Source organism: Mesorhizobium sp. M0243 (assembly GCF_040321775.1).
In the GTDB taxonomy this organism is placed as follows: Bacteria; Pseudomonadota; Alphaproteobacteria; order Rhizobiales; family Rhizobiaceae; genus Mesorhizobium.
The window spans coordinates 344,170-362,528 of the sequence record NZ_JAMYSF010000004.1 but is presented as its reverse complement, the minus strand read 5'-3'; the positions used below and the strand labels follow the sequence as shown (position 1 = coordinate 362,528).

General features: G+C 57.3%; 21 protein-coding genes and 1 pseudogene. 11 read left to right on the top strand and 11 right to left on the bottom strand.

Features of this window, described 5'->3' with window-relative positions; all coding sequences use genetic code 11:
- Positions 1 to 142: 142 nt before the first annotated feature.
- A complete protein-coding gene (locus tag NKJ11_RS07965) occupies positions 143 to 1,585 on the bottom strand; it encodes a LuxR C-terminal-related transcriptional regulator (RefSeq protein WP_031212654.1) in 1,443 nt (480 codons plus the stop codon).
- A gap of 192 nt (positions 1,586 to 1,777) precedes the next feature.
- Between NKJ11_RS07965 and NKJ11_RS07960 the strand changes: the two genes are divergently transcribed.
- The gene (locus tag NKJ11_RS07960; protein WP_031212655.1) at positions 1,778 to 2,152 is read left to right on the top strand and encodes a hypothetical protein; all 375 of its coding nucleotides are present in this window, start codon (positions 1,778 to 1,780) and stop codon (positions 2,150 to 2,152) included.
- Between the two features lie 424 nt (positions 2,153 to 2,576).
- On the top strand, positions 2,577 to 4,349 hold the full coding sequence (gene ligD, locus NKJ11_RS07955) for a DNA ligase D (RefSeq protein WP_023809626.1): 1,773 nt from the start codon (positions 2,577 to 2,579) through the stop codon (positions 4,347 to 4,349).
- Between the two features lie 50 nt (positions 4,350 to 4,399).
- On the opposite strand, the gene xth is transcribed toward ligD, so the two are convergent.
- Positions 4,400 to 5,197, bottom strand: a complete 798-nt coding sequence (gene xth, locus NKJ11_RS07950; protein ID WP_023809627.1) for an exodeoxyribonuclease III — start codon at positions 5,195 to 5,197, stop codon at positions 4,400 to 4,402.
- A gap of 551 nt (positions 5,198 to 5,748) precedes the next feature.
- Between xth and NKJ11_RS07945 the strand changes: the two genes are divergently transcribed.
- Together NKJ11_RS07945 and NKJ11_RS07940 are read left to right on the top strand one after the other, a co-directional pair.
- Positions 5,749 to 6,918: a fasciclin domain-containing protein gene (locus NKJ11_RS07945; protein ID WP_352443095.1), complete on the top strand. Its 1,170-nt coding sequence runs from the start codon at positions 5,749 to 5,751 to the stop codon at positions 6,916 to 6,918.
- Between the two features lie 1,100 nt (positions 6,919 to 8,018).
- On the top strand, positions 8,019 to 8,741 hold the full coding sequence (locus NKJ11_RS07940) for a Crp/Fnr family transcriptional regulator (RefSeq protein ID WP_023809623.1): 723 nt from the start codon (positions 8,019 to 8,021) through the stop codon (positions 8,739 to 8,741).
- Positions 8,742 to 9,063: 322 nt separating this feature from the next.
- On the opposite strand, the gene NKJ11_RS07935 is transcribed toward NKJ11_RS07940, so the two are convergent.
- Both NKJ11_RS07935 and NKJ11_RS07930 read right to left on the bottom strand, forming a co-directional pair.
- On the bottom strand, positions 9,064 to 9,351 hold the full coding sequence (locus NKJ11_RS07935; protein ID WP_023809622.1) for a hypothetical protein: 288 nt from the start codon (positions 9,349 to 9,351) through the stop codon (positions 9,064 to 9,066).
- Positions 9,348 to 9,533: a hypothetical protein gene (locus tag NKJ11_RS07930; protein WP_352793013.1), complete on the bottom strand. Its 186-nt coding sequence runs from the start codon at positions 9,531 to 9,533 to the stop codon at positions 9,348 to 9,350. Before NKJ11_RS07930 ends, NKJ11_RS07935 begins: the two co-directional genes overlap by 4 nt.
- 167 nt (positions 9,534 to 9,700) lie before the next feature.
- Here NKJ11_RS07930 and NKJ11_RS07925 point away from each other — a divergent pair, with 167 nt between their 5' ends.
- A complete protein-coding gene (locus NKJ11_RS07925) occupies positions 9,701 to 9,889 on the top strand; it encodes a hypothetical protein (protein WP_023809620.1) in 189 nt (62 codons plus the stop codon).
- Here NKJ11_RS07925 and NKJ11_RS07920 read toward each other — a convergent pair.
- Positions 9,886 to 10,605, bottom strand: a complete 720-nt coding sequence (locus tag NKJ11_RS07920; protein WP_023809619.1) for an SOS response-associated peptidase — start codon at positions 10,603 to 10,605, stop codon at positions 9,886 to 9,888. The genes NKJ11_RS07925 and NKJ11_RS07920 overlap by 4 nt on opposite strands.
- A gap of 80 nt (positions 10,606 to 10,685) precedes the next feature.
- On the opposite strand from NKJ11_RS07920, the gene NKJ11_RS07915 reads away from it, so the two are divergent.
- Together NKJ11_RS07915 and NKJ11_RS07910 are read left to right on the top strand one after the other, a co-directional pair.
- On the top strand, positions 10,686 to 10,919 hold the full coding sequence (locus NKJ11_RS07915) for a hypothetical protein (RefSeq protein ID WP_023809618.1): 234 nt from the start codon (positions 10,686 to 10,688) through the stop codon (positions 10,917 to 10,919).
- Positions 10,920 to 10,930: 11 nt separating this feature from the next.
- Positions 10,931 to 11,176, top strand: coding sequence for a hypothetical protein (locus tag NKJ11_RS07910; protein WP_023809617.1), 246 nt, complete (start codon positions 10,931 to 10,933; stop codon positions 11,174 to 11,176).
- Here NKJ11_RS07910 and NKJ11_RS07905 read toward each other — a convergent pair.
- Together NKJ11_RS07905 and NKJ11_RS07900 are read right to left on the bottom strand one after the other, a co-directional pair.
- Positions 11,173 to 11,400: a hypothetical protein gene (locus NKJ11_RS07905; protein WP_023809616.1), complete on the bottom strand. Its 228-nt coding sequence runs from the start codon at positions 11,398 to 11,400 to the stop codon at positions 11,173 to 11,175. The genes NKJ11_RS07910 and NKJ11_RS07905 overlap by 4 nt on opposite strands.
- Positions 11,400 to 12,238 (bottom strand): annotated as a pseudogene (locus NKJ11_RS07900) (ATP-dependent DNA ligase). Before NKJ11_RS07900 ends, NKJ11_RS07905 begins: the two are co-directional and overlap by 1 nt.
- A 135-nt stretch (positions 12,239 to 12,373) precedes the next feature.
- On the opposite strand from NKJ11_RS07900, the gene NKJ11_RS07895 reads away from it, so the two are divergent.
- Positions 12,374 to 12,562 (top strand): DUF3606 domain-containing protein, encoded by a 189-nt coding sequence (locus NKJ11_RS07895; RefSeq protein ID WP_023809615.1) that lies wholly within the window; start codon positions 12,374 to 12,376, stop codon positions 12,560 to 12,562.
- Between the two features lie 489 nt (positions 12,563 to 13,051).
- On the opposite strand, the gene NKJ11_RS07890 is transcribed toward NKJ11_RS07895, so the two are convergent.
- Together NKJ11_RS07890 and NKJ11_RS07885 are read right to left on the bottom strand one after the other, a co-directional pair.
- Positions 13,052 to 13,225, bottom strand: coding sequence for a hypothetical protein (locus NKJ11_RS07890; protein WP_023809614.1), 174 nt, complete (start codon positions 13,223 to 13,225; stop codon positions 13,052 to 13,054).
- A gap of 407 nt (positions 13,226 to 13,632) precedes the next feature.
- On the bottom strand, positions 13,633 to 13,932 hold the full coding sequence (locus NKJ11_RS07885) for a hypothetical protein (RefSeq protein WP_127291957.1): 300 nt from the start codon (positions 13,930 to 13,932) through the stop codon (positions 13,633 to 13,635).
- Between the two features lie 1,457 nt (positions 13,933 to 15,389).
- Between NKJ11_RS07885 and NKJ11_RS07880 the strand changes: the two genes are divergently transcribed.
- Together NKJ11_RS07880 and NKJ11_RS07875 are read left to right on the top strand one after the other, a co-directional pair.
- Positions 15,390 to 15,620: a hypothetical protein gene (locus tag NKJ11_RS07880; RefSeq protein ID WP_023809610.1), complete on the top strand. Its 231-nt coding sequence runs from the start codon at positions 15,390 to 15,392 to the stop codon at positions 15,618 to 15,620.
- The gene (locus tag NKJ11_RS07875; RefSeq protein ID WP_023809609.1) at positions 15,620 to 15,862 is read left to right on the top strand and encodes a DUF982 domain-containing protein; all 243 of its coding nucleotides are present in this window, start codon (positions 15,620 to 15,622) and stop codon (positions 15,860 to 15,862) included. Before NKJ11_RS07880 ends, NKJ11_RS07875 begins: the two co-directional genes overlap by 1 nt.
- Before the next feature lie 460 nt (positions 15,863 to 16,322).
- On the opposite strand, the gene NKJ11_RS07870 is transcribed toward NKJ11_RS07875, so the two are convergent.
- Complete coding sequence (locus tag NKJ11_RS07870) at positions 16,323 to 17,069, bottom strand: Crp/Fnr family transcriptional regulator (RefSeq protein ID WP_023809607.1); 747 nt, start codon at positions 17,067 to 17,069, stop codon at positions 16,323 to 16,325.
- Positions 17,070 to 17,559: 490 nt separating this feature from the next.
- Here NKJ11_RS07870 and NKJ11_RS07865 point away from each other — a divergent pair, with 490 nt between their 5' ends.
- Positions 17,560 to 17,910: a response regulator gene (locus tag NKJ11_RS07865; protein ID WP_245273111.1), complete on the top strand. Its 351-nt coding sequence runs from the start codon at positions 17,560 to 17,562 to the stop codon at positions 17,908 to 17,910.
- A 95-nt stretch (positions 17,911 to 18,005) separates the two neighbouring features.
- Here NKJ11_RS07865 and NKJ11_RS07860 read toward each other — a convergent pair whose 3' ends face one another.
- Entirely contained in the window at positions 18,006 to 18,305 is a 300-nt protein-coding gene (locus NKJ11_RS07860) for a hypothetical protein (protein WP_127291960.1), read from the bottom strand.
- Between the last annotated feature and the right edge of the window lie 54 nt (positions 18,306 to 18,359).

Sequence of the window (18,359 nt, the reverse complement as noted above, 5' to 3'; positions counted from 1 at the left end):
CAAGAGGAGCGTGTATGAGCTACTTGTGGCCATGAGTTGAATGACTGCTTAGGTCAGCTCGATGCCCGAAAGCCGACCTCCCGCTTGCGGCCCAATGCTGCCGAGGAGCAATGCGCCTCTGAGGTGACCAGGAGTGAAGAAGCTATGCCAAACCCGCACGACGGGCGCCTTCTCTGATTGCAGCAGTGGCGACAGGATTGGTAACCGGATAGGTTCTGATGAACACCTCAGCCGTGAAATTCGGGAACTCGTCCTTCAGTCGCGAATTGATCCTGGCGACCTGAGGCGTTTCATTGAGCATCGCATGAGCCATTGCCACAAACAGAAGTGTGGCGGGCGAATCTGGCGCAGATTGACGTAGCGCGACCAGGGATTCACGGTAAAAGCCTAGAACGTAGCTGCATCGCGCAAGCATTCCATAATACCAAGGAACATAAGGATTTAGCCGGACCGCTCGCTTGGCCAGTTCGTAGCCACGCTTCGGGTCGCTACCAACAAGAGCAAGGCTACCCGCAAGAAAGGCAAGTGAGTCCGCGTCATTTGGAGCAGCCACCGACACTCGGTCATGTTCTTCGACAGCAGCTTCGACATCGCCCTGCAATGCCCGAAGATCGGCAAGCATTATGCGGGCGTAAATGTCGGCCGGATCGAGCGCCAGCGCTTGCTTGACACATTTGCTCCAGCTCTCGATCGAGCCGGAAAGGTTGTCGGTAAACCCGTTGATGGCTTCCACAGCATGCGCAAGTGCCAGCGCGGTCCAAGCTCTTGCTAGACCCGGGTCGAGTTCGATCGCACGCGCCAGTAGCCGTATCGCCTCCTTGTTCGACTCACGGGTGAAAAGGTGCTTCTGCTCAAGCCCAAGCAGATAGCAGTCATAGGCCTGCAAACTTGCTGGAGCCTTCCGACGAGCAGCATCGCGTCGCAGATTGGCGAGCTGACCGTGGCAAGTTGCAAGGACATTGATGACGTTTTCGGTCACGCTGTCCAGCATCGCAAACAGGTTGTTCGCGGAACGATCGTAACGCATCGTCCAGACATCGACCCCTGTGTGGGCGTCGACGAGTTGGACGCGGATGCGCACCCGCTGCCCGTCCACTTGAAAACTTCCCTCGATCACATAGTCGGCATTCAACTCTCGTCCGAGAGCTCGCACGTCAACACGCCGTCCCTTGTAGGAAAGCATTGTTTGGCGGGCGATCACCGCAAGGTCCCGGTAGCGAGAGAGATCAACTATGAGGTCCGCCGACAAACCATCAGCGATACGAGTCCAGCGTTCTTCTCCGCTTAGATTGTCGAACGGGAGAACTGCGAGGACCGGCGGACCCGGCTCGTCGGTCGAAAGACTTCCGGGTGGTGCATGGCTGCGGTCCTGCTGGCGGTGATCGGCAAGTAACCCAGCAAGCGCCACTTTACTGCGAACATCGAGCTTCCGATAAATGGCCGAAAGATGGGTCCGAACGGTGGTAGGCGCTATGAAGAGTGTTTCGCCAATTTCGCGATAAGTCATTCCCTCCGCAAACTTTGCCGCGACCATCAACTCCCGATCCGATAAGCCGGCGAGAGGATTGCCTACGGGGCGAAGCATCGTTCCATTTTCCTTGCTGCCGACCTGTGGCCAGAACCCGATGGCCTTACATCAGGATGAAAATACTGCAGATGCGATATCGAAAACACTGCATTTGCACGATTCCATGCGACGGGTCAGCATCCTAGTCTCTGCGGGTGGGCAGGTTAGGTTGCTTGGCAGGCCTGGTCGATTTAGAACACGGAGGGCTCCATGACAAAGTTGCCTGTCTTGACCGTACTACTGGTGCTTTTGGTGTCGGCGGGGCCATGCTTGTCCGAAGGTACCCAAACCGACAGCAAACTGACTTCGGAAGAAACGGTGAAAGCTGCCAGCGCTGAACTGTATTCCGACATTCTCGTGCGAGCATGCAGGAACGGATGGCGGTATCCGCGCAGCTACATTGAAAACGGATTCAGGCGCCACCTGGCGGAGCTGAAACTGCAGCTTGTCGATCAGGGTTACACTGTCGTACCCGACATGACCGCGAATGATCCGCAGGTCCAAAGAACGATATCGAGGACCAAACGCCGTCTGGTTGGCTCGCGCCAATTCAGCTGTTCCCACCCATACTGGCGCGATGAATGACTCCAACGCGACGGTGTGCAATCTGATAGCCTGATTTCCGGCGGTTCTCCCCAGGTTGGAAGGATGGCGTTGACGAATGGCAGGTTGTTATTCCGGGAGGAGTGACACTCCTCCTGGGGCTGTAAACAACTTCATGGAATGACCGCTCTTCGGCTGCGTGGCTCCGCAAGCTGCCGATCCGCTCCCGGCCCAAAAGCCGAGCTAGCCTCAGTTGGCCCTTAGTAGGCGAGTGATAGCCCAATTTTCCTGCAACGAAGACCCGCTAGGCCCGCTGACCGACGAAGAAAGTGCGATTTCTCCTGTCGTTGATCTCCCTTGCAGCCGGCTGGCCCAGGATTGCCGGTGCAAGCAGTCGAACATACTATTTCGCTAAAACCTGGAACCTATTGGTGCACTGAGCCTTGAGTCGCGGTTCGGAGGGTGCATGAGTAAGGCAGCAAACGGGCTCTCTTTCGTCGAGTTTCAGTCGCCGACTCTGGTCGCAACGGCGCCCGAGGGCAGCGAATGGATTCACGAGATCAAGTACGATGGCTACCGCACTGAGCTGATCATGCAGCGTGGCAAAGCACGGGCCTTCACGCGCCGTGGCTACGACTGGTCGCATCGATACCGCCGGATAGTTGAAGCAGCGGCGGGCTTGCCGGTGAGGACCGCGATCATCGATGGGGAGGCTGTCGTTCTCGGCGACACCGGCCTTCCGGATTACCAAGCCCTGGAAAGAGAGTTGGGCAATCCAGATTCCGCGAGACTCATCTTTTATGCGTTCGACCTGCTGCACCTTAACGGGCGCGATCTTCGGCAACTGCCATTGGTGAAGCGCAAGGCAGCCCTGGAGAGGCTACTGGAGAACACCGCGCCGACACTGACCTATGCCGAACATCTGGAGGTAAGCGGCAAGGATGTGTTTCAACATGCCTGCCGGATGGGGTTGGAGGGGATCGTATCCAAGCGCGTCGATGCGACCTACGGCTCGGGGGTTCAGACCAGTTGGTTGAAGGTAAAGTGCATCAAGAGCGACACCTTCCCTATCGTGGCTTTCGTAGAGAAACTCGGTGCTCACCCGCGCCGCATTGCATCGCTTTATATCGGGCGCCGCGAGGGCAACCGACTGCTCTATGCCGGGAAGGCTCGCAGCGGGTACACCTTGAGCGCTGCGAAACTTGTGCGAGAGCGGCTTGACCCGCTGATCATCAGCAAGTCGCCTTTGTCAGAGCCGATTGTGAAGCCGAAAGCGACTTGGGTGAAACCACACGTGCTGGCCGAGGTCCAGTTCAGCGGCGTCACCGATCGCGGGGTGCTGCGCGAGGCAGTGTTCAAGGGTTTGCGCGAAGACCTCGTGCCAATCCCGGCCAAGCCTCAAGCGCCATCAAAGCGACGCGGGCCAACCCGGAAACATGGCGTTCCCAGTGAAAACATCCTGCAACTGCTGCCAGACGCTGTCTCGCCCTCCAAGGACGAGCTTGCGCGTTACTGGGAGAGGGTTGCGGATCATGCCCTGGTTCATCTCGGCCACAGACCGCTGAAGCTGGTCCGCCATGCTCATGGCGCGACCTTCTATCACAAAGGCGCACTGCCGCAGATCCCGGCGGCAGTGCATCAATTGCGGCTGCAGAAGCGCGAGGGTGGCGAAGGTGTGCGCGTGTGGGTGGACGACCTTGCCGGTTTGCTGGGACTGGTCGAGATGGATGCGGTAGAGCTGCATCCCTGGAACGCCACCGTCGACGATATCGAACATGCCGACCGTATTGTTCTGGACCTTGACCCCGGCGAGGGCGTGGAGTGGGAGCAAGTCATCGAGGCCGCACTGGCGCTCCGCGACATCCTGGAAGCGGAAGGGCTGGAGAGCTGGCCGAAGGTTACTGGCGGCAAAGGCATTCACCTGATGGTCCCGCTGGAGAGCAAGATCACGCACGACAGCGGCCGCCTCTTGGCCAGGTCCTTCGCCAATCGGCTCGCTGAAGCGCATCCGGACCGCTATCTACTTTCGGCCTCGCCGTCGGCTCGAACAGGCCGCATCTTCATTGATTACCTCCGCAATGGTCGGGGCAGCACTGCGGTGGGCGCCTTCTCGCCACGGGCGCGCCGCGGTTTTCCAATCGCCCATCCGGTGACCTGGAGCCAGGTTGAGGCAGCCATCCGTCCAGATGCCTTCACGATCGACCGTCCGTTCAGGGCGGCCCTCAGAAAAGCTGCGTGAGCGCAAACGCCGGAAATGAAGAGTGCTCGCCGGAGACATCCCGAATGAGATCACGTCGTGTCTTTGCCGGACCGGCCGAGTTCTATCCAGGCTGGCGCATGATCACTCGGCTTTTCCCAACCGCGCACGTCAGCGTCAACGCCGGCGTCACACAACCTGTCCGAAAGGGATGGGCTGACCAGAAGATGATCCATCCTCAGGCCGGAACTTCGATCATAGCGACCCTGGTAGGAGAAGTTCCAATAGGTGTAGACGCCTTTCTCCGGGTGGATGCGGCGGACGCCATCGGTCCAGCCGCCATCAAGCATTTCGGCATAGGCTTGCCGGCTCTCCGGAAAGTAGACTGCATCGCCTAACCAACGTTGCGGCACCACGGCATCGATCGGGGTGGGCACGACATTGTAGTCGCCGCAGAGAATGCTTGGGACGCCTTCCCTGAGCAGCAGCTTGCCGTAGCTGATCAGGCGGTCGAACCAGCGCAGCTTATACTCGAATTTCGGGCCAGGAGCGGGATTGCCGTTGGGCAGGTAGAGGCAGCCGACGACGATCCCATCCACCTCAGCCTCAATATATCGGCTGTGCGTGTCGTCAGGATCGCCCGGGAGCCCACGACGGCGCTCCAACGGCTCTTTTCCACGAGCGAGTATGGCTACGCCGTTGTAGGACTTTTGCCCGTGCCAGATTGCGCCGTAGCCGGCGTCCCTGATGGCTTCGGCGGGGAATTTCTCATCCGAGGTCTTCAATTCCTGAAGGCACACGACGTCATAGTCGGTCTGACCCAGCCACTTGATGAGCACAGGCAGGCGGCCGTTCACACCGTTGACGTTGAATGTTGCGATGCGGGTCATCAGGAGCTCTCTCCAAAACTCTTCACGCGGTATCAAGGTGAATGGCTCAGCAGTTGATCCCTCACTACGCTGCACAGGAAGACCGCATGCCGTCGGACCCTCTGCCATCAGATTTCGACATCGTTGATCCTCTCGGCTCCTTTTAACCGCCGAGCGTGGGGAAAGTTCAAGATGACAGCGATAGGATGAGTCCGGCCGAACTCGAGCGAAACTCTCAGGCAGGTGCGATGCGGCCCTCGACTGACTGAATGTCTGAAATGCGCCTCGAAGCCGACATCAAGAGTCGGCGTGCCGAACGTCCTGTCTGGCAGAGAGCGAACAGGCAGCTTACGGTATGATGATCCTCAGACGGGGCCGTTCGCGGCCCCTAAACTCGCGTTGAAAATCCTTGGCGCGCCATTGCAGTAGTGATGTCACCGCCTCCCGCAGTTTCATTGGTGGCGCAATCGTAAGGCCAAACGTCCAAAGAACTGCGCCTTGGGCAAATAGCCAAGGTCACTTATCAAAACTGATGGTTATGATAAATTCGCTCTCTCTGGGCGGAGTTTGGCATGAAGCGTCGACTGATTTTTGCAGTGTGCATCCTGATAAGTCAGGTGGCGGTCGGAAACGCCCAGACGGTTGAGACGGCGGTAGCACGCGCCCAGACGACTTCCGACAACAATATCATCCAGAATGCCGCTCTTTCCAAGGACTACACCACCCTTATAGCAGCTGTGAAAGCGGCCGGGCTGGTTGAGACGTTGGAGGGTAAAGGCCCGTTCACTGTTCTCGCGCCGACAGACGCCGCATTTGCAAGATTGCAGCAAGGTGCAGTGCAGGTTCTTCTTGCGCCCGAAGCTAAAAACGAACTCTCCAAAATCCTAAAGTGTCATGTGATTTCCGGAGATCTGAGTACCGACGCGATCCTCGCTGAGATAGCCGCGAACAACGGAGCCTACTCGGTCGACACAATCGGGGGATGCTCTCTCACTTTTCGGGCGGCAGGAAGCAATATTTCTGTAACGGACCAATTTGGCGACATTGCCAGTCTCGTTGCCAGCGACGTGAAACAGACGAACGGCTTGGTCTACGCGGTCGACAAAGTACTTTCGCCCGGCGCTCCAGACACCTCTCACGAAATTCACGCCTCTAGGATCTTTGCCGGACCGAACGAATATCCACCCACTAATTTCGCGGCTTATGGGATTCTGGCATTCAAATCGAAAGTTACCATCTACGACCAGGAACGGCAAAAGATGCTGTGCGAGGCGTTTGTGAATGCCGTCCTGCCGTCGTCGTCGCTCGTCGTCCCTACAGCGGCCCAAATGGTAACGGTATGGCCGATGGACAGCGCCGAGCATGCAAAGGCCGCAACCAAGGCGAACATAACCAGGACCTGCGACGAAGCCCTTCAGGATTATGGACTGGCTGTTTCGCAAAAGGCAGTCCGCGATGCAGTTGCAAGCGGCGTTGCTGTCGACGGCGACGGGCCTTTTCTGATTGCGTGGGCACCGCCGACGCAAATCGGAAAGCCTGGTGCTGTGGTTCTTAAAGCCGACCTTTCAACAGTGACCGAATACAAGATGGCAAGTGACATCATGCACCGGTGGGTAGTGGAAATTGAAAACAGGCCCGAGCTTTGGAGATCGGGAACGTTCGATAGAAGCTTGATCGCAACAGCTCGCGAGTGGGCGGATCACTACGGGTCCCTGATCTTTTCAGTCGTCGGTGTAAAGTGACGCCCTTCCTAGATTTCATAGCCGGGTTCGGTGTGTCCGGAGTGGTGGGATTGGTGCTTGGGCTCATTGCGATGACGATCATTGCGCCAAACACCACTGGTGGAGCGTTGCTAATCATTTTTGTTGGGATAGCAGTGGGGATTATTTTCGGCGCGATTTACCGCTCATTTAGACCAGCTAAGACGCCACCCGAAACGAAACAGTGAAATTTGCTGAGTACACGAAACGCGCTGGACTAAAAAAAAGATATTGAATAAAAAAGCCGCCGAAGCGGGTTTTTCGTTATCAAATACTAGCCAAAAGCGCGGGGCCGAGGATCATTACCTCCGGCGGCCTGTCTGGAGGCAAAGCGCGGGAATATTCGAGGCCGCCCAGAGCGATCTGCAGGGCATTTGCTGATCCAGCAGAGCCGGGAGATCGGACTGAAGGCACGGATATTTGATGTGATTCTGTACCTCTTCTCAAGCAGCGTTCTGACGGTCGCTGGCGCAGACAGACCGTCAGAACGCCGATCATCACGATGTACGCTTTTGGACGCGGCAAATGTCGACCTTCTGGCCGAAATGAGGCGCATTGCAGACTGGCGACTCTGGGCCGGAAGCTGAATGGCAGCTTCAGCTCTGCAACTCCAAACAGCCGACGCTCAACGATGATCTACATCAGCTTGTAAGAGCCAAGCAACTCACCACTTGACGCGCAAGCCGAGCGAGCCGGTCAGTACATGACTGTCACCGAAGTCTTTGAGGCCCGTCCGGGCGATGGCTTCGCCGAAAGCCGAGAACCTGTCGTCGGCCCAGTTGATCGTGCCGCCAAAACCGAGGCCGCCCCAGAGTTGCTTCCTTCCCGGTGCACATCAAGCCGGCTCGTTGGCCGCTATCGCAAATTGTTGGATTCGTACGAAGCAGAGTTCTGTACGATTCCACCTTTAAATTTGTACACCCTGTTTTGTAATTCCGCGGCTGAGGGGACGCCGTGCATCAGTTTGCATTTCACTGTCAATCGCGCGCCAGAGGGCGTAAGTTCGCCAAATCGTCTGCACGTGTTTACGGGCGCGGACGGCAAGGAGATTGGAAAGCTCTTGCCCCAAGTGGGATTGAGCTATGACCAATCCACAGAACGATTCCTATAAAAACGAATTGCTGCGTCGGCTTAACCCTGGTGACCTGGCGCTTTTGCAGCCACATCTTGAGCCGTGTGCCCTCAAGCTGAAGATGACCTTAGAGAAAGCCGATTCAGAGATCGAGACGGTTTACTTCCTGGAGGACGGCATCGCTTCTGTGGTCGCGACGGCTTCAGGCAAGGAGGCCGAGGTTGGACTTGTCGGTTTTGAGGGAATGACCGGTGCCGCGCTCGTGATGGGCGCTGACTATGCCCCGCATGAATGTTACGTTCAGTCGCCCGGTAGCGCTTTCCGGATCGGAACCGAGCCCTTCAAGGATGCTCTTGCGAACAGCCCAACATTGCGCCTGTTCCTGTTACGCTATGTCCACTACTTCCACATTCAGACCAGCTATACGGCCCTGATCAACGCCAAATCAAACCTTGAAGAGCGTTTGGCGCGTTGGCTTCTGATGTGTGACGATCGGATCCACGGCGAACGCCTTGCGATCACCCATGAGTTTCTCGCCGTCATGCTTGGAGCAAGACGGCCAGGAGTTACCGTTGGGCTTCAAATGCTGGAAGGACGCGGGCTCATCTATTCTCGGCGGGGCGAAGTGCGTATTAGGGACCGCAGCGGCCTTGCGGCCTGCTCAAATGGCACCTACGGCAAGCCAGAGGCCGAATACGTACTGCTCGTTAAGACCATCGCATGCCGGACGTAAACCACTAAATAGCCATGACGAAGCTATCCGACCAGCACAGCGGCTAGCCTGCCGACGAGTCGCCGTAACACGCCTTATCCTCGAAGCCTCACGTAAGCTCTTGGAGAAAATTGCCAAGCACAATGACTCTACCCAACCGTAGGGAATGGCCGACGGACGCACACACAGGCCTTGGCTTCCGGGACCACACCTTAACTGCGCCTGGAAGAATGGCCATGTGTGTGTTAGGCGGCGGACCTGATGTCTGCTTGGCCAGCGCCGCACAGCCCAACAACTCCACATGCTGCCGGTACGCTCCCATGCCCTGCCGCGCGGCTACCTGTTACTCACCATCGAAAGTCGGCTCCCATTCGCGATTGCGCTTCCGTTGCTGACCCTCGTAATCGGGAATACATGTGAAGAACACCGGTCGATGGTCGCGACCCGCAGCCTTGCAATCCGAGCAGCCAAAAAGCCCGACCAGGTCCCAGTGCATCGATCCGTGATCTGGCCCGAGGCGATCTATCAGCGCATGGATGTCGAGCTTGATGGACTTGCAGCACATAGCATGCCCGCAATTTACATAGAGGCATTCGCGCGCGGCCAACGTATCGGCGAGGGTCTTCGTCATCCTTTGAAGCGCTCGGTATGCCAGGTGATCTTGCCGTCGATCTTCATCGGTTTGTGGATCAGCAGACGCTTCGGCAAGTGCTCTGGATGCACCTCCAGCAGCGTGATCTTGATCTGAGGTTGGCACCGGCTGCAATCGAACTTCAGCGTCTGCGGATCGACGCCGCCGCCGTAGACCATCATCAGGTCGGCCGATCGGCAGTAGCGGACATTGCCGCAGCTGCATTCCGCTTTCACAAGCATGTTGTGCCGGGTCGCTTTGCCCAGCGTGTCGATCGGTTCGTGTGCCATGAGAACAGAAAAGGAACATTTTCCTTGCCCGTCAAGTCTGACTGTGGAATCTTTCTGCCATGAGCGACGAACCAGCGAGACTAGCCGAAGGCATGACGCCGGCACAGCGCGACCACGTGAAGGTGCTTGGCCACACATGTGAGCGTAACGGTTGTGGCAAGGTCGCCGGCTGGGGCTTTGCCCGGCCGCGCAGGGAATCACATTGGTTCTGCTATGAGCACCGCGGCGACGGCGATCAGTATCTCTAGACGTCGAACAAATCGGTCGGCCCCAAACCGATCTCGTCGATGATGTCGGGCGTGTTGTTGCTTGGTTTCCCGACCTTGCTGTCGATCGGCCACATCTTCATGAGGTCGGATGGATAGGGCTTCATGAGGTCGCGAGGATCTGTTTCCGGCCCGAGCCAGCGCATGTAATCGGCCGGCGCCAGAATAACCGGCATGCGATCATGGATCGTCGCCATCAACGTATTTGGCTCGCAGGTGGCGACAGCGAAGGTCCGGATCAACTCGCCGGTCGCCTTGTCGGCATATTCTTCCCAGATTCCAGCCATGGCAAAAGGATCGTCATCCTTCATGGCGATAGCGTAAGCCTGTTTTTTCTTGCCCGAAGGGTCGAGCTTTTGCCATTCGAAATAGCCGTCGACAGGCACCAGGCAGCGGCGCGCGGCATATGCCTTTCGGAACATGCCATTGCTGGCAATGGTCTCGTAGCGCGCATTGACAGGCGGCGGACGGCCGCCGCCATCGCGCGCCCAGCCGGGAACAAGTCCCCACTTCGCAGAAACGAAACCGGCCATGCTCGTGGAAAGCTCTTCGCGGCTAATGATTGGATAGGTCAGGCTGGGCGCACCGTTCCAGATCGGGAACCCGTTGCCCAAGCGCTCGATGTCGCCGGGGTGCGCGAACTCGAAGCGCCGCACCATGTCCGGGATTGTCGATTTTACGAAAACGCGTCCACACATTTTAGGGTCGTCTCATTGACAAGGATCGAGGCCTGCCCAAAATGGGAACAGAGTGAGAACGAGTCAAGGCTGTCGTAGTGATGCCTAAGAAGCAAAAGGACGTGATGCTGCCAGGGGTATCGGGCGTCACAATCGATATCGACGACCGCGACAATCCCAAGGTCTGCCTGGTCGGGCTGTTGACTGATGAGGGGAAGCGATCCTTCACATTAAACGAAAACGGTGCGCGGATGATGGTGAAGGCGATGCACTCGTTTCTCGATCTTCTCGACGGAACTACGTCCGAGACGATGCCCAAAGGCCCCGCCAACTGAGAATGCAGCGCATGATCAATCCACCCAGGAGACAGGACGAATATCAGGACCGGGCAATTGACTGCCAGGAGGCAATGGAGCCCGGATTTCAGGCGATTGTCGATTGCATGATAGAGGCGGGATGGACGCGGGGCGAGATATTGCGGGCATTGAAACGGCTCATCGCCGCCGACAACATGACGCAGAAAGAGAACGCCAGGACGGAAACGCAGCTCGCGATTGCGCGGGCCATGATGCGCGCCGGCAAGCCGCTCTAATGCTCGCTGACGCCGGCCTCATCGACTTCCGCTTCCATCTGCTCACTGACAGGCTTGACCTTGCCGGCGTCGGCCAAAGGATGGTCATCAAAACCCTGCAGCCAAGCGTCGGCCTGTTCTTCCCAATACTCCGGCACTGAGCGCTCCTTACCGTCCTTGCGCGCTTGGGAGCCATACATCCAGGCATAGGTGATGCGCTCCTGATCTTTCTTGGCGACCGCCATTATTCCTCCTCCCGGTAATCGAGCAGCTTCGCGTGGCGTAGTTGCTCCTCACCTTTCAGGAACTTCACGCGGCCGACAAGACCCGGCTTCAGCCATTCCGCCTTGTCTCTCTTCAGGCCTTTCGGCACAGGGCCGCCCACCTTGCCCTGCACGCGGTCCCAGAGGCGCTTGCGTTTGTCGAATTTGAAATTGACGTTGGCGGTGCCGAGATAGCGGCCGTTGTCAGCCATAAGAACCCTTGCCGCCTGGCCCGGATCACGCTGAACGCCGATGATGTCCATCTCCTTTTCATCGTAGCACTTGATTTTGCGCCAGTTCATCGTCGGGCCGCTGCGATAGAGACTGTCCCGGCGCTTCGAGACGATGCCTTCTTGTCCAGTCTGGTCGGCAAGGTAGTAAACCGCGTCGCCCGTGCCGGGCATCGCCTCGCTGAATTGGATGCGGCCGCCGGCCTCGATCATTCCCTGCAGGATCTCGCGCCGATCCTCGAGCGGCATGCTGCGGAGGTCGTGCCGTTTAGGTGCAGCAAATCGAAGGCGACGAGATAATAGTCCTGATAGGTCTCGCGGCTGCTGACCGCCGACTGCAGCGCATGGAAATCGGAGCGTCCAGCCTCATCAACCACGATGGCTTCACCCTCAATGATGAAGTCGTCGGCTTCAATCGCGGCGGCTTGGTCGGCAAGGATCTGGTAGCGTGCAGTCCAGTCGTACCCTCTCCTCGTCAGCACTCGGATGCCGTCTTCGTCCTTGATGATCTGCGTGCGATAGCCGTCGAACTTTATCTCGTGAATCCAGTCGTCACCCTCTGGCGGGTTATCGACAAGCTCCGGCTCCATCGGCTTGATGAACTTCAAACGCATCAACTGACCCACACCCGCGATTCAATCAGCTTTAGCTAAAATAGTTCCAAGAAGGATGAACAATGCGACCCGGTGCGCGTTGCGGATCAACAACCTCTAGGAGCAACACCAATGGCCGACGACAAAAGCAAGCGTGATTTCCGCGACCGCGACCGGGTATCAGGCGACGAAGAATATGAGGTCGGTTATCTCGCCAGCAAGTTTCAGCTTACGATCCCCGAGGTGCGTGAACTTATCAAAAAGCACGGCAACGACCGTGAGACGCTAGAACGAGAAGCAAAAGCGCTGGGCAGTAGATGACCAAGCTATCCGACCTTGGACCACCCATCCCCGGCAGGCAGCACGGCGGCGAGCCAGCCGACGAGCGGGAGAATTTCTACACCTGCCCCACGTGCGGCCAGCAGGTCGACATGCGCGACCTACGCCAAGTCGCTTGGCATGAATTGCCAGGGCACCAGCCCTTGGAACCGGCTCTTTCCACCGGCAGTAGCAGACGTCGGCAGTAGTCGGCACGATCAAGCAGCCGAAGGATCGAGTGAGTGACCGTGCCGACCATGCTGGGCACGAGGGTGGGCCTAATGACCAGGCCCCATATGATACTAGACAATGGCGTCGCTACAATTACGCCTGATGGCCTATGCCGGATAAAGCGGAAGTCGCATGCTCTTGCCGCTGTGCAATTACATGGAACTGGCCTCCAAGTGGCACATTAACCCTACGAGCGGTCGATTCCCAAGGATGTAGCCGCTTAACAGGTCCGCCGCCGGCGCCCCAATAGGCGGCGGACTTCTAATGACGCTCCTTCAAGAATCGGGCTTCACGAAGCAGCGAATTCCAGTCCGTGCCGATAAGCTTGATCAGAGCGCGCGCCTCAGGTTCTGAAATGCCGACTTCTTCAGACAAACGACGGGCAAGCAGTTGCTGATTGCCTTTGTCTACACGCCCATCGCCTTCCTTTTTCATCGGCTCCTCCTTTGGGAAGCCAACTCACGGCATGACCGTTCGTTTCATCGAATAAGAAAAAAGCCCGCCGCCCCATTCACGGCAGCGGCAGGCCGTCCCAGGGATAACGGGACTCGCTGGGGTGTTGGTTTTCCCCTGCTGTCGCGGGCGATGCAAAACAGGTGCCACTAGGGTGAACCAACATGGCACAGATTGCAGGCGGCGATAACATATATGTCGACTAACTAATGTAATGGAACGGCCGTTGGACAAGCAGAGAACCAACTGGCACAGCTTGGACCTTCGCTGCGAAATGCAAGACTATAGTCCTGCTATCAACCCGCCGTGCCGGCCTAGCACGACGGGTTTTTCCAATGCGGCGACATCCTGAGAATCGACCGCTATGCATCAACCTGGGACAGGTCAGGTCAGCAGCCTTCCGTGGTCTTCTTCACCTGGCCAGGAGCAGCCGAGTTAGCATCGGTATCCTGTTGACCTGGCGCGGCCTGCTTGGCGCTACCAGTTTGTTGACCCGGAGCGCAGTCCTTGGCGGAGTTCGAGTTCGTTCCACTCGTGGTGGTCGAATCCGTCCCCTGATCGGTCGTAGTGCTCGGCATTGTCTTGGTTGTCGAGCTCGACGATCCGCCTGTGGTCGTGGTGGTCGATTGCGCAAAGGCGAGGCCAGTTGACAGTGCCATAATGGCTGAAGCGAAAAGAACCTGTTTCATGATCAACTCCATCTCGGAACGTCCCTTCGGTACCGAACTTCGCTGCGAAACGACGGTTCCCAGAAAAATGACTAATCAAGGCGCCCGCCCCGCTTGCGGAGCGATGAGGGGAGGCCAAGCGCGTCGCTGTCATAGAACGAGCGTCCTGAACATCGTCGAGTGAATGGGCTAAACAGCGCGGATCCACACAATTGCGCCGCTGCTATCGGTCTTTCGGGGGAGAGTTCACAGTGCACTGCCTGCGGATTATGGTGGATCTCTCACGCGAAGAAGCGAAGCTTGCCTAAAATTCTAAGCTCGGAGGCACCTCGCGTGTCCTGAATAGCCCGTACCTCGGTGCCGTAGTGGCGCTATGCCCGATGCGTTTTGGTGGGCAGCTCAAATTTCTGCAGAGTCGAGTAAACGACTATCATAGTTAATTGTGGCTGCCGGTGACCCTATGTAATCAGAAGCTCAATGTAGCTTTCCCAGGGAGGACGGTATGTTATATCCAGGTCGGTTTTTGGAGCCGAGCGATATTATGGTGCTTGCCCATGTTTGTCGGACGGTCTGCAAAGAGCGCGGTGTACGTGTTGCTTCGCAGGACGGTGAGCGCATAGCTGCACACGTACTCAGACTGTTTATGAACGGCTTGACTGGTGAGAATGAACTCCTCGATGTTGAGCGGAATTGGGCTCGACGGAGTGGCCTGTCTTTCCAGGAGTTTCCCGTCAACGACGCAGAAATGAGAGATGCCGCCTGATTCAGTTGATTGTTGCAGCCGAAGGCGCCCCACCTGCGATAGGTCGGGTGATCGGGAGCAAACCTTGCCTTTGAGAGTTGGTAGAGCCGTTTCAACGGGCGACTAATCGAATGCTTCTTTCCGCGAATAATGCGATCTCGACGGCCGTTTTGGCTGGCAGAGGCGTCAATGCGGAAGTGTTTGGTGTGGTCGACCTCTCCACTAAAACTGAGGCCAAAATCGGTCCCATCACCTTGGGTATGGCCATTCAGTTGGTGGCCAACGCTTCGGTGCTTGGATACGATGTTCGCGGAGCCATGATCTTCTATGGCGAACCGGGCACCCCGAGTCTAGGGCAAGAGAGTGCGAACGCTTGTGGGCGCAGTTTGGCGGCGCGCTTTGCGACCGTAACCCGACGATCTTTCGGATTACACATCTCGAAGGGGAGCATTCTCCGTCCGGGTAAATGTTTGGCAGATCACCGGCACGACCCTCAATCCGACCAGTGGCCCAGGCTCTCACAGGGCCGAACAAACCGCTAGGAGATACGAAATGCCGACCCTCCGCACGTGTGCCGGCACGATCAAGAGCGCCCAGCAATGCCCTCAAGCGCAAGGCGCAGATCTAAGGGATTGGCGCCCTTCAGAACCTGCTTTGTACGTTTCCGGCCCTTGCCTTTTTCGGAAAGTGCACCACAGAATGGGTCATTGAGGTTCTGTCTCTCTGGGAGGATGGGATGGACATTCAAGCACCTGTTTGGCCTGCGCAGCTAGCGGCCAAGGAGCTGGTTCGCGAGGCCCTGTTGGGCTATCTACCGGGCGACATAATTTCCGTGAAGGCGACCATTGCATTGGTGCGCGAGCGCGGCCGTGACCTTCGTGAAACCGACTGCCAACTAGTCGAAATGATCGTCAATACAGCCTCCATTTGGCAGCTATTCGTCGCGTTCGACGTGCGCGAACCCTGATGCCCCATCGTTGGTTCAACCCGCCTGTCTACGTCAAAACCGACCGACCGGGATTCCGCCTTGGGATCAGCCGTATCGGCACTGCCGCCGAGGAACTATTGAAGTGGTCCAACCGTGGCCCAAAGTGGCGGTCGGCGGCGGAGGCATGTCTGTCTGCGATGGATGGCAAAATGCCGATTGGTGACTTCCGGCTACTGTTCGAGGCTGCGGCCGACCAAGAGGAGATGCTGCTGCCGGATTAACAACGTTATGCGGGTCTGGTAGCTATGGCGGCGGCGAATTGACCAGCGCCTTTAAGGCTTCGGGTTCGCCCTTAGCACGGCCCGCTCAGCCTCTCCACCATGTCAGGTGGCGCCCGCAGAACGGTGACTTTGCGGAATTTCGACGCTATCAGGCGCTCCTAGGCAGTCGTACTTAGAGGTTACCTGGGGCGGCCCTTCGCTTCAGGTCGACAAGATTCAGAACGCTGACGAGATCGCGGGAATACTCCTCGTCAAGATACTCCGCCGGAGCGCCCCACGCGTCTGCTGGCTGCCCAGTGAACACGTCAAACACCGTCCAGGTTTCGTCGGGCTCCTTCCTGAGGTCGTATCTTTGAGAAGTCATGCCGTCGCTATTTTATGTCTGCGGTCGGGTTCGTCAAGCTGTGACCGGCGGATCGCGAAGGGCTTGGCTGAACGGATTATGAGCGAGCCAGCAGGCTCAGAAATCGGCACCTGTTTGCGCAGCCCTTTGGTGCAGATAGGTAGAGTCAAAATCTGCAGCGCGGACGAGCCCTGCCCAGTCGGTCGCATGAAAACGCGAGCCAACGGTGGATATCAGACCGTCGCGTCTAAGTTCCTGAAGCACCCGGTTCACGTGCACGGTGGAAAGCCCAAGTGCGTCGCCAAGTGCAGCCTGCGTGATCGGAAGGTGGGCCACACGATCCTCAATGCGGCCCACGGAGTGCAGGCGGACTATCAGTTCGCAAAGAAGGTGAGCCATACGAGCATAGGCGTCGCGTCTCCCGACGTTGGTGACCCACTCTCGATAAATCGCCGCATCGATCACCGTCGAGCGCCAAAACACTCTCGTTATCGAAGGGTGCTGGTCGCAAATATCGTGAAGAGCGTCATGCCGCATGAAGCCCACCCGCGTCGGCATGAAAGGTGTGAAAGTGGAATCCATGACCGACAAATGCAAACCATGCAGGTCGGGAATGTCGCCCGGAACAAAAAAGGAGGAAATCTGACGCTTGCCGTCGCCGGTTAGTTTGGTCGAGCCTATCAAGCCGTCCAGAACGACGAAGGAAAGGGTCGGTTTGTCGCCCTCGCGCAGAATGTCTTCGTTGGCATGATATTCCTTCTCCTGAATCGAGATGTTCCCCAAGAGCGCAATATCTGACGGTGCGAGTTCCGAGATGGTCTGGAGCTTGCGGATTAAAATGTTCGAAGAGGGAGCCTGTGCCATCAAGAACCTGTTTGGGGTTGGCCCTAACTTGCTGGGGGCGCTAATGTTCTCGAGGGCGGCATGGTTGGTGACCTTAGATTGTGCTTGATGCCTTTGGCCTCCCGCATCAGGGAGGACCAATTCGCTCCTAGAAGCGATATCAACTCCAGGGCTTGCGCCTCTGTGATGTCTGTCTCTCCGATAAGCCTTGGGACAAGGCGACGCTCGAGTCAGACCTCAAATCGTGCTCCCCTATGACCTACCACTCAGAACCCTCCAAACTATAACATATGTTTATAAGTTCCTATCTAAATGACTGTTTTGCGTGAGGCTCCTCCCTTTCGGCTGCGCCCTCCGAGTCCCAGCCCGCTTTCGCCGCATTAACATATGTTATTGTCTAAGGAGCATTTTCGGGCCTGCGGCCGTTGAATTGCCGAGGAATACTCAGGGAGGCATACCTTTCAATGCCGTCGGTTTCCGTACTGGTTGTGGAGATGAAAGCATCATTCTCTTGGACATCGAAAGCTCCCTCCGGGAGGCCGGGTTTGAGGTGATTCCCGTCTCAAAGGGCCTTGAAGCCATTGCAATTTTTGATCGTGAGCCGGAGCGAGTTGCGGCTCTGCTCACAGATATCAGGCTTGGAGACGGCCGAACCGGGTGGGATGTGGCCAGACACCTCCGAACCGTCAATCCCACTATGCCAGTGATATACATGAGCGGCGATGGCGCGGACGACTGGCCGTCGCTTGGAGTGCCCAACAGCCTGATGATCACCAAGCCGTTTGTTATGCCGCAGATCATTATCGGGCTGGCAACTCTCCTCAATCAAGAGAGCGTGAAGCAGCTACCTGCCTCAGAATAGCTGCGAGGTGGTAGCTGGTTAGTCATAGGGTCTTCGCGCAGCCGCGTCGGTCAGGCGTATCGGTACGGCCGTAGCTTTCATGGCCAACTCGAAGTCTATGCCAGGCTGTTCAGCAAATCCGAGCCAGGTCGGGCGCCCTGATAGTAGGCCAGCCGACCGACACTGCGATGCATTGCCAAGGCCTCCCGAAATGTGCGGCACATTCGAACGGCAAGCCAAAGATCGCCTTCGTCCATGTGGCCTTCTTGAAAGTGACGGATCACCGCCGGAGCGATGTGCTCTGCTTCTTCGCTCGTATGGTCGAAATTTCGCTCGGAACAAAGCCGCTCGAAGACCCGTTTGCAGGTCTGCAAATCATCGGGGGAAAGGTTTGGGTGATCGAGTCGGTTCAACATCAAGCGCCTCAAAACGCAACGTGCAAGAACGTTCCCTCAGAACCGATTTAGAGA

What these genes read in the sequence shown, in the direction of transcription:
- NKJ11_RS07965 (WP_031212654.1), bottom strand. Translation starts at nt 1,585, where the DNA reads ATGCTTCGCCCCGTAGGCAATCCTCTCGCCGGCTTATCGGATCGGGAG.
- NKJ11_RS07960 (WP_031212655.1), top strand. Translation starts at nt 1,778, where the DNA reads ATGACAAAGTTGCCTGTCTTGACCGTACTACTGGTGCTTTTGGTGTCG.
- ligD (WP_023809626.1), top strand. Translation starts at nt 2,577, where the DNA reads ATGAGTAAGGCAGCAAACGGGCTCTCTTTCGTCGAGTTTCAGTCGCCG.
- xth (WP_023809627.1), bottom strand. Translation starts at nt 5,197, where the DNA reads ATGACCCGCATCGCAACATTCAACGTCAACGGTGTGAACGGCCGCCTG.
- NKJ11_RS07945 (WP_352443095.1), top strand. Translation starts at nt 5,749, where the DNA reads ATGAAGCGTCGACTGATTTTTGCAGTGTGCATCCTGATAAGTCAGGTG.
- NKJ11_RS07940 (WP_023809623.1), top strand. Translation starts at nt 8,019, where the DNA reads ATGACCAATCCACAGAACGATTCCTATAAAAACGAATTGCTGCGTCGG.
- NKJ11_RS07935 (WP_023809622.1), bottom strand. Translation starts at nt 9,351, where the DNA reads ATGACGAAGACCCTCGCCGATACGTTGGCCGCGCGCGAATGCCTCTAT.
- NKJ11_RS07930 (WP_352793013.1), bottom strand. Translation starts at nt 9,533, where the DNA reads ATGATGGTCTACGGCGGCGGCGTCGATCCGCAGACGCTGAAGTTCGAT.
- NKJ11_RS07925 (WP_023809620.1), top strand. Translation starts at nt 9,701, where the DNA reads ATGAGCGACGAACCAGCGAGACTAGCCGAAGGCATGACGCCGGCACAG.
- NKJ11_RS07920 (WP_023809619.1), bottom strand. Translation starts at nt 10,605, where the DNA reads ATGTGTGGACGCGTTTTCGTAAAATCGACAATCCCGGACATGGTGCGG.
- NKJ11_RS07915 (WP_023809618.1), top strand. Translation starts at nt 10,686, where the DNA reads ATGCCTAAGAAGCAAAAGGACGTGATGCTGCCAGGGGTATCGGGCGTC.
- NKJ11_RS07910 (WP_023809617.1), top strand. Translation starts at nt 10,931, where the DNA reads ATGATCAATCCACCCAGGAGACAGGACGAATATCAGGACCGGGCAATT.
- NKJ11_RS07905 (WP_023809616.1), bottom strand. Translation starts at nt 11,400, where the DNA reads ATGGCGGTCGCCAAGAAAGATCAGGAGCGCATCACCTATGCCTGGATG.
- NKJ11_RS07895 (WP_023809615.1), top strand. Translation starts at nt 12,374, where the DNA reads ATGGCCGACGACAAAAGCAAGCGTGATTTCCGCGACCGCGACCGGGTA.
- NKJ11_RS07890 (WP_023809614.1), bottom strand. Translation starts at nt 13,225, where the DNA reads ATGAAAAAGGAAGGCGATGGGCGTGTAGACAAAGGCAATCAGCAACTG.
- NKJ11_RS07885 (WP_127291957.1), bottom strand. Translation starts at nt 13,932, where the DNA reads ATGAAACAGGTTCTTTTCGCTTCAGCCATTATGGCACTGTCAACTGGC.
- NKJ11_RS07880 (WP_023809610.1), top strand. Translation starts at nt 15,390, where the DNA reads ATGGACATTCAAGCACCTGTTTGGCCTGCGCAGCTAGCGGCCAAGGAG.
- NKJ11_RS07875 (WP_023809609.1), top strand. Translation starts at nt 15,620, where the DNA reads ATGCCCCATCGTTGGTTCAACCCGCCTGTCTACGTCAAAACCGACCGA.
- NKJ11_RS07870 (WP_023809607.1), bottom strand. Translation starts at nt 17,069, where the DNA reads ATGGCACAGGCTCCCTCTTCGAACATTTTAATCCGCAAGCTCCAGACC.
- NKJ11_RS07860 (WP_127291960.1), bottom strand. Translation starts at nt 18,305, where the DNA reads ATGTTGAACCGACTCGATCACCCAAACCTTTCCCCCGATGATTTGCAG.